The following is a 13,802-nucleotide window of genomic DNA, read 5'->3' as shown; positions in this document are numbered from 1 at the left end:
GTGCTGCGCACGGGCGAGCCGGAGCTGGTGCCCGCGGTGACGGAGTCGCTCCTGCGCGCGGCTGCGGCGGAGCCCGCGCACCCGGCGATGCTGGAGGCGTTGCAGGCCCGCTCGTACATGATCATCCCGCTGCGCGCGCGCGGCCACATGCTGGGCGCGGTGACGTTCGTGAGCTCCGGGTCCGGGCGCCGCTACGGCCCGGACGACCTGGCGCTGGCGGAGGACCTGTGCCTGCGCGCGAGCCTGGCCATCGACAACGCGCGGCTGGTGGGTGAGTCCCGCCGGGCCGCCCGCGCGCGCGAGGACCTGCTCGCCGTGGTGTCGCACGACCTGAAGAACCCGCTGGGCGTGGTGCAGTTGGGCGCGGCGCTGCTCTTGCGCGGCACGGCGGGCAAGCCGGGCGGCGAGGCGGTGGCGAAGCAGGCCACGCGCATCAACGACGCGGCCGAGCGCATGTCGCGGCTCATCTCCGACCTGCTGGACTGGGGCCGCCTGGAGGCCGGGCGCCTGCCGCTGGAGCTGGGCGAGCACACCGCCGTGGCGCTGGCCACGGAGGCGCTGGAGGCCATCCGGCCGCTGGCGGAGGCCAAGGGGCTGCACCTGGAAGCGGACCTGCCCCCGGAGGGGCTGCGCGTGAAGTGCGACCGCAGCCGCGTGCTCCAGGTGATGGGCAACCTCATGGGCAACGCCGTGAAGTTCACCCCGCCGGGCGGCACGCTGGCGGTGAAGGCGGTGATGCGCGGCGGCGAGGTGTCCTTCGACGTGCGCGACACGGGCAACGGCATCGCGCCGGACGCGCTGCCGCACATCTTCGACCGCTACTGGCAGGCGCGCGACGCGGCCGCCCGCGGCACCGGCCTGGGGCTGGCCATCGCCAAGGGCCTGGTGGAGGCGCACGGCGGCTCCATCCGCGCGGAGAGCATCCTGGGCACCGGCAGCGTCTTCACCTTCACGCTGCCCGTGGCGAACCTGGCCCTGGCGCCCGCCGCCGCCGCGCCCACGCTGGCCGCGAGCGGCATGCCCCGGCCGCGCGACCCCTACGAGCACTGACTTCAGCGCCGCTTCCTCGAGGGAGGGGTGAGCACCTGGCGCGCGTGCTCCAGGAAGGCGCGCAGCGCGGGTGACACCCGCGCGCGGCTGGGGAAGTAGAGGAAGAGGCCCGGCACGGGCGCGGCGTACTCCTCCAGCACGCGGCGCAGCGTGCCCGCCTTCAGCTGCGCCTCCACCTGCGACTCCAGCACGTACGCCAGGCCCAGGCCGGCCTCCGCCAGCCCCAGCCAGACGCGCTCGTCGTTGGTGGTGACCGTGCCGCGCACCGGCAGCCGCCACGTGCGCGAGCCCTTCTCCAAATCCCACGGCAGCAGCGCGCCCGTGTTGGACGAGCGGTAGGTGAAGCAGTCGTGCCGGAGCAGGTCCTTCGGCTTCAGCGGCGCGCCGTGGCGCTCCAGGTACTCCGGCGCGCCCACCACGATGAAGCGGAACGCGGGCGCGATGCGCACCGCCACCATGTCCCGCTCCAGGTACTCCTCCAGCCGGATGCCTGCGTCGAAGCCCTCCGCGACGATGTCCGCCTTGCGGCTCTCCACCACCAGGTCCAGCTCCACCTGGGGATGGCGCGCGCGGAACGAGGCCAGCAGCGGCGTGAGCACGAAGGGCAGCGCGGTGGACGGCAGCGTCAGCCTCAGCGCGCCCGTCAGCGTCCCGGGTCGCGAGGACGCGTCCTTGAGCGCGCCCAGCGCCTGCGCCACGCCCGGTCCGGCCTGCTCCACCAACCGCCGTCCCGCCGCCGTCACCGCCACGCTGCGCGTCGTGCGCGACAACAGCGGCACGCCCAGCCGTTCCTCCAACTGGCGCACCGTGTGGCTCAGCGCGGAGGCGGACACGCCCAGCTCCGCCGCGGCCGCCGCGAAGCCGCGGTGCCGGGCGACGGCGAGGAACTGATGCAAGGCATTGAGTGGGGTCAGCGCCATTCCTGAGCTTTCCTCAAGAGTCCATCCGGATTCCAGACCTACCCCCGGAAGCGCCCGTCTCCTATCCCTTGCCCTGGCTCGCGAAGGCAGTCCCCTTCCCCAAGCGCGAGCAGGAGTCGTTCCATGGCATCCCCCACCCTCCCCGCCGCTCTTCCCTTGTCCGGCCGTGTCGCCGTCATCACTGGCGCCTCCAGCGGCATTGGCGCCGCCACCGCACTGCGCCTCGCGCGGGACGGCGCGAGCGTCGCCCTGCTCGCACGCGGCAAGGAGCGGCTGGACGCGCTCGCCACCACCATCACTCAAGAGGGTGGCCGGGCGCTCGCCCTGGGCACCGACGTGGTGGACGCGCGGTCCGTGAAGGAGGCCGCGAAGGTCATCGCGGGCGAGCTGGGCGTCGTGGACCTGGTCCTCAACAACGCCGGATACATGCGGCCCACCCCCCTGGAGACCCATCCCACGGAGGACTGGGAGCGGATGATTGATTTGAACGTGAAGGCCAGCGTGCGCGTCGTGGAGACCTTCGTGGAGCCGCTGCTGGCGGCGGCGAAGGCGGGCGGGCGCTCGGACCTCATCAACGTGTCGTCCGTCGTCGCGCAGACGGTGGCTCCGAACTTCAACGTCTACGCGGCCACCAAGGCCGCCGTCACCCACCTGTCCCGCCACCTGCGCGCGGAGCTGGGCCCGCGCTTCGTGCGCGTCATGGCCCTGGAGCCGGGGCTGGTGGACACGGCCCTGCACGAGGGCAACACCGACCCGGGCGCGCGGGCCTGGCTGGACGGCGCCCGGAAGTCCATGACCTGGATGTCGCCCGAGGAGGTCGCGGGCGTCATCGCCTTCGCCACCGCCCTGCCCCGGCACATCAACTTCCAGCAGCTCACCCTCATGCCCACCCAGCAGGCCTGAGCCGCCCCCACGCCTGTTGCCGAGGTGGCCTACAGCGTGCCATGCAGGCGCCTTATGTCCTTTCTGCATCAGGCGCTGGTGTTCCTGGCCGCCACGGTCGTCGCCGTGCCCCTCTTCAAGAAGCTGGGGCTGGGCTCCGTGCTGGGCTACCTGGCGGCGGGCGCGGCCATCGGGCCGTATGGCGCGGGCCTCATCTCCGACGTGGAGAACATCCTCCACATCGCGGAGCTGGGCGTGGTGCTGCTGCTGTTCGTGATTGGGTTGGAGCTGCAGCCGTCGCGCCTGTGGAACCTGCGCCGCTCCGTGTTCGGCATGGGCGGCGCGCAGGTGGTGGTGACGGGCCTGCTGCTCGCGGCCGTGGGGAAGGTGCTGGGCCTGTCCTGGGGCGCGGCCATCATCGCGGGCTTCGGCCTGTCGCTGTCCTCCACCGCGTTCGCGCTCCAGCTGCTCGCGGAGAAGAACCAGCTCACCACCGAGCACGGCCAGCTGGCCTTCGGCATCCTCCTGTTCCAGGACCTGGCCGTGATTCCGCTGCTGGCCGCGCTGCCGCTGCTGGGCACCTCCGACACGCCGTCCACGGAGCCCGGCTGGCTGATGGCCGCGAAGGCCGTGGGCGTGGTGGTGCTGGTGGTGCTGGCGGGCCGCTACCTCTTGCGGCCGGTGTTCCGCGCGGTGGCGGGCGTGCACAGCCAGGAGCTGTTCACCGCGACGGCGCTGCTCGTCGTCGTGGGCACCGCGTCGCTGGTCAGCGCGGTGGGGCTGTCCATGGCGCTGGGCGCGTTCCTCGCGGGCGTGCTGCTGTCGGAGTCCGAGTACCGCCATGAGCTGGAGGCGGACATCGAGCCCTTCAAGGGGCTGCTGCTGGGCCTGTTCTTCATCGCCGTGGGCATGTCCGTGAACCTGGCGCTGCTCGCGCGCGAGCCCTTGCGCGTGCTGGCGCTGGTGCTGGGCCTCACCGCCCTCAAGGCGCTGGTGCTGTACGGGCTGGGGCGCGTGGGGTTGCAGAAGCCGGGCTCCGCGGTGAGCCTGGCGGTGGTGATTTCGCAGGGCGGTGAGTTCGCCTTCGTCCTCTTCTCCCTGGCGGTGTCCTTCCACGTGATGGACCGCGCGCAGGCGGACCTGCTGGTGCTGGTGGTGGGCCTGTCCATGGTGGTGACGCCGTTCCTGTCCGCCGCGCACGAGCGCTGGGTGGCGCCGCGCTTCCTGAAGAAGGGCCCGCAGCGCGAGTACAACGTGTCCCCGGAGGAGGACCACCCGGTCATCATCGCGGGCATGGGGCGCGTGGGGCAGGTGGTGGCCCGCCTGCTGCGCGCGCGCCGCATCGGGTTCACCGCCATCGACGCGAGCGCGGAGCACATCGACTTCATCCAGCGCTTCGGCAACCAGGTGTTCTACGGCGACGCGTCCCGGCTGGACCTGTTGCGCGCGGCCCGCGCGGAGAAGGCGAGGGTGTTCGTGCTGGCCATCGACGACATGGCCGCGTCCCTGCGCACCGCGCAGATGGTGAAGGAGCACTTCCCGCACCTCACCATCTACGCGCGGGCGCGCAACCGCGAGCACGCGTACCGGCTGCTGGACCTGGGCATCACCCACCTGGTGCGTGAGACGTTCGACGCGAGCCTCGTCATGGCCGGCGACGTGCTCCAGGAGGTGGGCCTCACCTTCGCGGAGGCCCGCCGCTCCGTGGAGCGCTTCCGCGAGCACGACGAGGCCCTGATGCTGGAGAGCGCCAAGGTCTTCAAGGACGAGAAGAAGTTCATGGAGGTCATCGTCCGCGCGCGCCGCGAGCTGGAGCTGCTGTTCGAGAAGGACGAAGCCGACCAGAAGTCGGTCTAGCGGGGGACACGACCATGAGCGCCGACACGAAGTCCTCGCGCCTCTACCTGTGGGTGCTGGCGGCCATCTTCGCGGGGGGCCTGCTGGGCCACCTGGCGCCCGCCACCGCGGTGAAGCTCAAGCCGCTGGGGGACGCGTTCATCGCGCTGGTGAAGATGCTCATCTCCCCGGTCATCTTCCTGACCGTGGTGCTGGGCGTGGCCAACGTGGCGGACATGAAGAAGGTGGGCCGGGTGGGCGGCAAGGCGCTGCTCTACTTCGAGGTCATCTCCACGTTCGCGCTCCTCATCGGCGTGCTGGTGGTGACGGTGCTCAAGCCCGGCGCCGGCTTCAACGTGGACCCGCGCACGCTGGACGCGAGCGCCGTGGCCCGCTTCGCCCAGCAGGCGCATGACCAGTCCACCGCGGGCTTCCTCTTGCACATCATCCCGCGCACCTTCGTGGACGCCTTCACCGGCGAGGGAGACCTGCTCCAGGTGCTGCTGCTGGCGCTCTTGTTCGGCTTCTCGCTGACGGCCATTGGCCCCGTGGCGAAGCCCGTGGTCGTCCTCTTCGAGGCGCTGTCCAAGGCCTTCTTCCACATGATTGGCACGGTGATGAAGCTGGCGCCCATTGGCGCGGGGGCCTCCATGGCCTTCACGCTGGGCGCCTACGGCATCACCAGCCTGGGGCCGCTGTTGCGCCTGATGGGCTGCTTCTATCTGGCGTGCGGGCTGTTCGTCGTCGGAGTGCTGGGGCTCGTCGCGCGGCTGACGGGCTTCTCCATCCTGAAGTTCCTGCGCTACATCCGCGCGGAGCTGTTCCTGGTGCTGGGCACGTCGTCGTCGGAGTCCGCGCTGGTGCCGCTGATGCAGAAGCTGGAGCGGCTGGGGTGCTCGAAGTCCGTCGTGGGGCTGGTGGTGCCCAGCGGCTATTCCTTCAACCTGGACGGCACCAACATCTACCTCACCATGGCCGCGCTGTTCGTGGCCCAGGCGCTCAACGTGGACCTCACGCTCGCGCAGACGGCGACGCTGCTGGGCGTGGCGATGCTCACGTCCAAGGGCGCCTCCGGCGTGACGGGCGCGGGCTTCATCACCCTGGCCGCCACGCTGGCGGTGGTGCCGGCCGTGCCGGTGGCGGGGCTGGCGCTCATCCTGGGCATCGACCGGTTCATGAGCGAGGCGAGGGCGCTCACCAACTTCATTGGCAATGGCGTCGCCAGCATCGTCGTCTCCCGCTGGGAGAACGAGCTGGACCGCGAGCGGCTGCGCGCGGAGCTCAACGGCCAGCCCGTGCCGCAAGCGCCGCCGGCCGACGTGGGGACGCCGGCCTGATCAGCCGCGCGCCACCGCGTCGCGCACCGCGGCCTTCAGCACGTCCAGGTCCACCGGCTTGTCCAAGAGCTGCCGGGCGCCCAGCCGCAGGGCCTCCGCGTGCGTCTCCTCATCCGCGAAGGCGCTGAGCAGCAGCACGGGGCACGCGACGCCCTGCGCGCGCAGCCGCCCGAGCGCCTCCAGGCCGTTGAGCCCCGGCATGCGCACGTCGCTGACGATGACGTCCGGCGGGGCGAGCGTGCCGCCATGGCCCCGCATCATCGCCACGTAGTCGCCCAGCTCGAAGCCGTCCTCCACCTCCACCACCGTGTAGCCCGCGCGCCGCAGCGTGCGCACGAGCATCGCGCGCATCGCGTCGTCGTCCTCGGCCACCAGGACGCGCGCGGCGGACGTCGCTTCTTCTTGGGGAGGGGCGTTCATCATTCGAGTGCGGAAGGAGCACGGCGCATGCCACGTGCCCTGAAGGGACGGGGAGCCGTCGTGCCCCGGGGCCTCCGGGGCATCCTGCCCCCGCCGGGGCAATGTGCCCCAGGCATGCATGGCCATTCCCCCCCGCGTTGGCAGCGCGTCACCCGGCGGCGCGCGTTGGCATGACCGATGCTCTGGCCCCCGGTCAGCCCCGCACCCACTTCGCGCGGGCCTGACACGGAGTCCCTCCATGAAGCGCGCTTCCGCCCTCGTCCTCGGTCTGTCCCTCTCCCTCGCCCCTGGCGCCTTCGCCGCCGGAGCCAGGCCCGCCAAGGGCGCGCCCGCCGCCCACGCGAAGGCCGGCGCCAAGACGAAGAAGGCGAAGCAGGGCGCCAGCCAGAAGGCCCCCGCCGCTCCGGCCGAAGGCTCGAGCAGCAACTAGCCACACGCTGTCGTGACGCAGCACCCGCGGTACCCGTAGCGTACCTCCCCGGTCCGTGTGTTTCCTTCCCCCTCATGCACGAACCGGGGGTTGCCTCTTCGTGAAGCTCGCTCGCAAGTTCACCCTGGCCCTGGTGCTGCTCGCCGTCGCGGTGATGGCCGGCCTGCAGGCGTTCCAGGTCAACCGGGAGCTCGCCCGGTCGGAGACCGACACGCAGCACGACCACCGCCTGCTGGGCCACACGCTGGCGGGCTCCATTGGCAAGGCGTGGCAGCTGGCGGGCGAGTCCGAGGCGCTCACGCTGCTCAACCAGGCCAACCGCTTCCAGGAGCAGGTGCGGCTGCGCTGGGTGTGGCTGGACGGCGGGCCGGGCTCCGGCTTCGCCCCGGCGCTGCCCCCGGCCCTGCTGCTCAGCCTGCGCGCGGGCAACGACGGCTGGCTGATGGACGCGTCCACCACCCCGGGCGTGCTGCGCTCGTACACGCCGGTGTTCCTGGGCCGGCGCATGGGCGCCATTGAAATCACCGAGTCCCTGTCCGAGCAGGAGCAGCACGTGCGCACCACGGTGGTGGGCACCGTCATCGCCACGGCGGCGCTCTCCGTGTTCTTCCTGCTGGCCGCCATGGCCATGGGCCGCCGGCTGGTGGGCCGGCCGGTGGAGCAGCTGGTGCACCTGGCGGGACGCATTGGCGAAGGCGACCTCACCGCGCGCGTGCCCCTGCGGCGAGAGCACGGCGACGAGCTGACGACCCTGGCGGTGGCCATGAACCGGATGGGCGAGCAGCTGGAGGAGACGCGGGCGCGGCTGGCGTCGGAGACGGCGGCGCGGCTGGCCACGGTGGAGCACCTGCGCCACGCGGACCGGCTCACCACCGTGGGCAAGCTCGCGTCCGGCGTGGCGCACGAGCTGGGCACGCCGCTCAACGTCGTGATGGGCCGCGCGAAGATGGTGTCCTCCGGCGAGGCGGAGGGCGACGAGGTGAACGAGTGCGCCCGCATCATCTTCCAGCAGGCGCAGCACATGACCGGCATCATCCGGCAGCTGCTGGACTTCGCCCGGCGCCGCATCCCGTCGCGCGCGCCGGAGGACCTGTCGCTCCTGGCGGAGCGCACCTTCTCCCTGCTCAGGCCCATGGCCACCAAGAAGGGCGTGACGCTGTCCCAGGAGGTGCCCTCGGGGTTCACCGTGGAGGTGGACGCGGGGCAGTTCCAGCAGGTGCTCACCAACCTGGTGATGAACGGCCTGCACGCGATGCACCGGCCCGGCACCCTGCGGGTGCGCTCGCGGGTGCTGCGCGCCACGCCCCCCGCGGACGTGGGCGGCGAGGAGCAGGACTGGGTGCGGCTGGACGTGGAGGACGAGGGCGCCGGCATCCCGGCGGACGTGCTGCCCCACGTCTTCGAGCCCTTCTTCACCACCAAGGACGTGGGCGAGGGGACGGGGCTGGGGCTGTCCGTCTCCTATGGGATGGTGCGGGACCACGGCGGCTGGATTGACGTGAAAAGCGAGCCGGGCCGTGGGAGTTGTTTCTCCATCTACCTGCCGCCGGGGACGCACGCATGCCAGGCCGCATCCTGATTGTCGAAGACGAGCGCGAGATGCGCGCCATGGTGGAGAAGGGCCTCCAGCGCCGGGGCTTCCAGCCCGTGGCCGTGGCCGCCGCGGACGAGGCCCTCCAGCGGCTGTCCGGCGAGGACTTCGACACCGTCCTCACCGACCTGCGCATGCCGGGCATGGACGGCCTGGCGCTGTGCGAGCGCATCGTGCTCAACCGGCCGGACATCCCCGTGGTGGTGGTGACGGCCTTCGGCAGCCTGGAGACGGCGGTGGCCGCCATCCGCGCGGGCGCCTACGACTTCATCACCAAGCCCATCGACCTGGACGCGCTGGTGCTGGTGCTGGAGCGCGCCGTGCAACACCGCGCCCTGCGCGCGGAGGTGCGCCGGCTGCGCGAGGCCCTGGACCAGCGCCAGGACGACGGCGCGCTCGTGGGAGAGAGCCCCGCGCTCAAGCAGGCGTACGCGCTCATCGACCGGGTGGCGGACGTGGACGCCACGGTGCTGATTACCGGGGAGAGCGGCACCGGCAAGGAGGTGGCCGCGCGGGCCCTCCACGCCCGGGGCCGGCGCAAGGAGGGGCCCTTCGTGGCCATCAACTGCGCGGCCATGCCGGAGCAGCTGCTGGAGAGCGAGCTGTTCGGCCACGCGAAGGGCGCCTTCACCGACGCGAAGGCCTCCCGCACGGGCCTCTTCGTGAAGGCGAACGGGGGCACGCTGTTCCTGGATGAGGTGGGCGAGCTGCCCATGACGCTCCAGCCGAAGCTGCTGCGCGCGCTGCAGGAGCGCGTGGTGCGCCCGGTGGGCGGGGACACGGAGACGCCGTTCGACGCGCGCATCGTCGCGGCCACCAACCGCGACCTGGAGCTGGCGGTGGAGGAGGAGCGCTTCCGCGAGGACCTCTACTACCGGCTCAACGTCATTGGCCTGGAGCTGCCCCCGCTGCGCGCGCGCGGCAACGACGTGCTGCTGCTGTCGCAGCGCTTCGTGGAGCAGTTCGCGACCCGCACGGGCAAGAAGGTGGTGGGGCTGTCCCCCGCGGCGGCGCAGCGCCTGCTGGCCTACGGGTGGCCGGGCAACGTGCGTGAGCTGCAGAACTGCATCGAGCGCGCCGTGGCGCTCACGTCCTTCGAGCAGCTCACGGTGGACGACCTGCCGGAGCGCATCCGCAACTACAGCACGCCGCGCGTGGTGCCGGAGAACACGGACGCGTCGGAGCTGGTGACGCTGGAGGAGCTGGAGCGCCGCTACATCCACCGCGTGCTGGAGGCCGTGGGCGGCAGCCGCACGCTCGCCGCGCGCATCCTGGGCGTGGACCGCAAGACGCTCTACCGCAAGCTGGAGCGCGGCGACGCCGAGGCCAGGGAGCCCCGGGAGGCAAAAAAACCCTGACCTGGGAAAAATCCGGGGCCAGGTGGACCCGCCCCCATCCGCTCCGGCCACAACCCTCCATCATGGACGCACGGCTGGAGGCCCGGAGGGTGGCGCGCCGCGCGGAAGCCCGTCATCCCTCGGGGTGGGCCCCCGCTTTGCCTTGAGCGGGGTATGGTTCCGGAGGATGCACTCCGCTCCCGTCCAGCCCCGGGTCTTCTGTCGCGTGGCGGACCTCGCGCGCGATGCAGGCGACAGGAATTTCACTGACCCGTTTCCTACCGGAGGTTTCTCCCTACCCTCGGAAATCCACGAGTCCATGAATCATGTAACAGGCGGTCAGGACGCCTTGCGCCCTCCTGGTCCCGTGTCCCGGCGTTGGCGCCGGGCACGCTCGCGAAGCACCGCCGTGTTTCCCACCTGAAGGGACCCCGCTCCCCCTACCCCCGACGACGACCTGCCGATGGCCCACGCTCCCGCCCGCCCGCGCTCCCGTCCCCCCGCCCCGTCCTCGACGGAGGCGCCCGGCCCGGGCCTGCTCGCGCTGCTGGAGGGGCTGCCGGAGGCCTTCCTCGGCGTGGACGCGGGCTGGCGCATCCGCTACCTGAGCCCGCGCATGCGCGAGCTGCTGGGGGCCCGCGTCCAGCCCGGGGACGACCTGCGCAAGAAGGTGGCGGACGTGCTGGGCCTGGGCCCGCACCTGCGCCTGGACGCGCCCGCCACCGCGCAGCCGGCCGCCGCGCGCTACGAGCACCGCTGGCACGAGGGCGGCTTCTGCTTCGAGGTGAGCACCCGCCCGGTGGACGGCGGCCTCCTGGTGCACTGCCGCGACATCACCCACGAGTTCCAGGCCCGCAACGAGTTGCAGCGCGTGGGCCAGCTCTTCCAGGCGGTGATGGAGGGCACCACCGACGCCATCTACATCAAGGACCTGGGGGGCCGTTACCAGGTCATCAACTCCGCGGGCGCGCGCGCCCTGGGCCGCACCGTGTCCGAGGTGCGCGGGCACACCGACGCGGAGCTGTTCCCGCCAGGAGAGGCCCACGCCAACCTGAAGCACGACCGGGACGTGCTCAAGGCGGGCGCCCCCCTCACCTACGAGGACGCGCAGAAGGACCCCTGCGGGGACGTGCGCGTGTGGCTGTCCACCAAGGGCCCGCTGCGCGACCCGGAGGGCAACGTGTTCGGCCTGTTCGGCATCAGCCGCGACATCACCCAGCGCAAGTGGGCGGAAGAGGAGGTGCGCCGGCACGCGGAGTTCCAGGAGCACCTCATGGGCATCATCAGCCATGACATCCGCAGCCCGCTGGGCGCCATCATGAACTGGTCGCGCGTGCTGGCGGCCGGGGGCCCCGCGGAGGAGACGGCGCGCACCAGCCGGCGCATCGCCACCGCGGCGGTGCGCATCGAGCGGCTGACGCGCCTGCTGCTGGACTTCACCCGCGCCCGGCTGGTGGGCGGCGTGGTGATTGAGCCGCGCGGCTCGGACACGCAGGAGCTGCTGGCCAAGGTGGCGCACGAGTTCCGCGTGGCCTTCCCGCAGCGCGACATCGTCGTGGAGCACAAGGGCAACACGCAGGGGCACTGGGACCCGGACCGGCTGGCGCAGGTGGTGTCCAACCTGGTGGAGAACGCGCTCAAGTACAGCCCCGCGGACGCGCCCGTGCGCCTCTCCACGCGCGGCCTGCGCAACAAGGTGGTGGTGACGGTCCACAACCAGGGCCGCCCCATCCCGGAAGCCACCCTGCCCCACCTCTTCGAGCCCTTCCGCCAGGGCCCGCAGCAGACGCGCACGCTGAAGATGAGCTACGGCCTGGGGCTCTACATCGTGCGCGAAATCGTGCACGCCCACGGCGGCACCATCGACGTCACCTCCACCGAGGACGACGGCACCACCTTCACCGTCACGCTGCCGCGCCGCGCGCCGCCCCGGAAGGGACCGCCCCCGGAGCCGCCGCATCCCCCCGCGCACCGCTCCTGAAAGGGGGCGCGCCGCGCCCGTCAGACGAAGCGGGAGATGAGCGGCACCAGTTCGTCCAGCGGCGCGCTGCCGTTGGACAGGCCGGCCTCCGCCACCGCGCGCGGCATGCCGTACACCACGCAGGAGGACTCCGCCTCCGTGAGCACGACGCCGCCCGCGGCGCGCAGGGCCCGCGCGCCCTGGAGGCCGTCCTCGCCCATGCCGGTGAGCACCAGCCCCAGGGCGTCCCGCCCCCAGGTCTCCGCCACGCTCTGGAAGAGCACGTCCACGGAGGGGTGGTGCGGGGTGCCCAGCGGATGGCGGTCCAGGCGCGCCAGGTTCAGCGCCCCGTGGCGCGCCACCTTCAGGTGGTACCCCGCGCGCGCCAGCACCGCGCGGCCCGGCACCAGCTCCAGGCCGTCGCTGGCCTCCACCACCTCCAGCGCGCTCTGTGAGTCCAGCCGCTTCGCCACGGCCTCCGTGTAGCCGGCGGGGATGTGCAGCGCGAGCACCACCGGCGCCGGGAAGTCCCGGGGCAGCGCCGACAGCAGCCGCGTCAGCGCCTGCGGCCCGCCCGTGGACGTGCCCACCGCCAGCAGCTTCGGGGACGTGGCGGGCAGCACCCGCGCGGGCGGGGCGTCCCTGGCGGCCTTCAGCTCGTTCGCGTAGCGCGGCACCGCGCGGCAGGCGACGCGCACCTTCTCCACCAGCTCCGCGCCCAGCTCGTAGAGCCGGTCGGTGGCCAGCGCCGTGGGCTTGTGCACCAGGTCCACCGCGCCCGCCTGGAGCGCGGCCACCGCCAGCTCGCTGTCCGCGCCCGCGCTGCTCACCACCACCACGCGGGGCGCGTCCGGCATGCCGGACAGCGCGCGCAGGAAGCCCGTCCCGTCCAGCGCCGGCATCACCAGGTCCAGGGTGATGACGTCCGGCTTGAGCTCCGCCACCCGCTCCAGCGCGTCCAGCCCGTCGCGCGCGGTGCCCACCACCTCCACCCCCTCCGCGTCCGACAGCACCTTGCGCAGCACCTTGCGCGCGAACGCGGAGTCGTCCACCACCAGCACCCGCAACGTCATGCGTCCGCCTTGCTGTAGAAGAACGCCCCGCGGCGCTCCTCGCAGCGCAGCGCCGTGCCAAAGCGCATCAGGGATTCGGACGTGCCCACCACCAGGTGCCCGCCGGGCCGCAGCGCCCCGGTGAGGCCGTCCACCACGCGGCGCGCGGTGTCGTCCTGGAAGTAGATGAGCACGTTGCGGCAGAGGATGGCCTCGCAGCTGCCCGGCTCCGGGTAGCCCGCCATGTCCACCAGGTTGAGCTGCCGCCACTCCACGCGCGCCAGCAGGTCCGGCCGCACGCGGGGGCGCCCGTCCACCACGTCCAGCCAGCGCCCCACCACGCCCGGGGGCAGCGCGCGCATGCAGCGCAGGTTGTGCTCGCCCGTCCGCGCGCGCTCCAGCGCCCGGGCGCTCAGGTCCGTGGCCAGGATGGACACGTCCCCCAGCACGCCCCGCGAGTCCAGCAGCATGGCCAGCGTGAGCGGCTCCTCGCCGGTGGCGCACGCCGCGCACCACACCCGGGGCTTGCGGCCGGCCTTGACCGCGGGCACGAGCAGCTCGTCCACCAGCACCTCCAGCGCCTGGGGCTCGCGGAAGAAGTACGTCTCGTGGACGAGCAGCGCCTCCACCAGCCCGTCCAGCGCCTCCGGGCCCTTCGGGTCGTAGCGAAGGAAGTAGTAGTAGTCGAGCAGCGAGTCGAACCCGGCATCCAGCGCGCGGACGGACAGCTTCTCCGCCAAGAGCTCCCGGTCCTCGGGCCCGTAGTGCAGGCCCGAGCGCTGCTCGATGAGCATGGCCAGGATGGCCAGGACCTGCGGGGACAGCGGCAGCGTGCTCATGGGCCGTGGGCTCTCTCAGCGGCCCAGGGCCAGGAGGCAGGCGCGGCGCACTTCGGGGTCTTCGTCGCGGTGGGCCGCCCGGTCAGCGCCTCGAGCGCCTCCACCGTGCCCAGCGCCGCCACCGCGGGGGCCGCCGCGCGGCGGCCGG

The 13,802-nt window shown here is 72.5% G+C and carries 12 protein-coding genes; 8 read left to right on the top strand and 4 right to left on the bottom strand.

Annotated features, from left to right (window positions below):
- On the top strand, window positions 1-1,050 hold a 1,050-nt coding region (locus ACLEQD_RS22210), incomplete at its 5' end, for an ATP-binding protein (protein ID WP_410386506.1).
- 2 nt (window positions 1,051-1,052) lie between these two features.
- Here the strand turns inward: ACLEQD_RS22210 and ACLEQD_RS22205 are convergent.
- The gene (locus ACLEQD_RS22205; protein ID WP_410386504.1) at window positions 1,053-1,970 is read right to left on the bottom strand and encodes a LysR family transcriptional regulator; all 918 of its coding nucleotides are present in this window, start codon (window positions 1,968-1,970) and stop codon (window positions 1,053-1,055) included.
- Window positions 1,971-2,093: 123 nt separating this feature from the next.
- Here ACLEQD_RS22205 and ACLEQD_RS22200 point away from each other — a divergent pair, with 123 nt between their 5' ends.
- The 3 genes from ACLEQD_RS22200 to ACLEQD_RS22190 are packed head-to-tail and all read left to right on the top strand — an operon-like array spanning window position 2,094 to window position 6,025.
- A complete protein-coding gene (locus tag ACLEQD_RS22200; RefSeq protein WP_410386502.1) occupies window positions 2,094-2,873 on the top strand; it encodes an SDR family oxidoreductase in 780 nt (259 codons plus the stop codon).
- A 54-nt stretch (window positions 2,874-2,927) separates the two neighbouring features.
- Complete coding sequence (locus ACLEQD_RS22195) at window positions 2,928-4,709, top strand: monovalent cation:proton antiporter-2 (CPA2) family protein (protein ID WP_410386500.1); 1,782 nt, start codon at window positions 2,928-2,930, stop codon at window positions 4,707-4,709.
- 14 nt (window positions 4,710-4,723) lie between these two features.
- Window positions 4,724-6,025: a dicarboxylate/amino acid:cation symporter gene (locus ACLEQD_RS22190; RefSeq protein WP_410386499.1), complete on the top strand. Its 1,302-nt coding sequence runs from the start codon at window positions 4,724-4,726 to the stop codon at window positions 6,023-6,025.
- On the opposite strand, the gene ACLEQD_RS22185 is transcribed toward ACLEQD_RS22190, so the two are convergent.
- On the bottom strand, window positions 6,026-6,445 hold the full coding sequence (locus ACLEQD_RS22185) for a response regulator (RefSeq protein WP_410386497.1): 420 nt from the start codon (window positions 6,443-6,445) through the stop codon (window positions 6,026-6,028). It abuts the gene before it with no gap.
- 238 nt (window positions 6,446-6,683) lie between these two features.
- Between ACLEQD_RS22185 and ACLEQD_RS22180 the strand changes: the two genes are divergently transcribed.
- From ACLEQD_RS22180 to ACLEQD_RS22165, 4 genes are all read left to right on the top strand, one after another.
- Window positions 6,684-6,875, top strand: coding sequence for a hypothetical protein (locus ACLEQD_RS22180; RefSeq protein WP_410386495.1), 192 nt, complete (start codon window positions 6,684-6,686; stop codon window positions 6,873-6,875).
- 100 nt (window positions 6,876-6,975) lie between these two features.
- Window positions 6,976-8,454, top strand: a complete 1,479-nt coding sequence (locus ACLEQD_RS22175) for a sensor histidine kinase (RefSeq protein ID WP_410386493.1) — start codon at window positions 6,976-6,978, stop codon at window positions 8,452-8,454.
- Window positions 8,436-9,824: a sigma-54-dependent transcriptional regulator gene (locus tag ACLEQD_RS22170; protein WP_410386491.1), complete on the top strand. Its 1,389-nt coding sequence runs from the start codon at window positions 8,436-8,438 to the stop codon at window positions 9,822-9,824. Before ACLEQD_RS22175 ends, ACLEQD_RS22170 begins: the two co-directional genes overlap by 19 nt.
- Window positions 9,825-10,266: 442 nt before the next feature.
- The gene (locus ACLEQD_RS22165) at window positions 10,267-11,784 is read left to right on the top strand and encodes an ATP-binding protein (protein ID WP_410386489.1); all 1,518 of its coding nucleotides are present in this window, start codon (window positions 10,267-10,269) and stop codon (window positions 11,782-11,784) included.
- A 20-nt stretch (window positions 11,785-11,804) separates the two neighbouring features.
- Here ACLEQD_RS22165 and cheB read toward each other — a convergent pair whose 3' ends face one another.
- Window positions 11,805-12,836 carry a chemotaxis-specific protein-glutamate methyltransferase CheB gene (cheB, locus tag ACLEQD_RS22160; RefSeq protein WP_410386487.1) on the bottom strand — a complete coding sequence of 344 codons (1,032 nt, stop codon included), beginning with the start codon at window positions 12,834-12,836 and terminating at the stop codon, window positions 11,805-11,807.
- The gene (locus tag ACLEQD_RS22155) at window positions 12,833-13,654 is read right to left on the bottom strand and encodes a CheR family methyltransferase (protein WP_410386485.1); all 822 of its coding nucleotides are present in this window, start codon (window positions 13,652-13,654) and stop codon (window positions 12,833-12,835) included. Before ACLEQD_RS22155 ends, cheB begins: the two co-directional genes overlap by 4 nt.
- Between the last annotated feature and the right edge of the window lie 148 nt (window positions 13,655-13,802).

This window comes from Corallococcus sp. 4LFB (assembly GCF_046520365.1).
Taxonomy (GTDB): Bacteria; Myxococcota; Myxococcia; order Myxococcales; family Myxococcaceae; genus Corallococcus; species Corallococcus caeni.
This window is presented reverse-complemented; position numbering and strand designations above follow the sequence as displayed.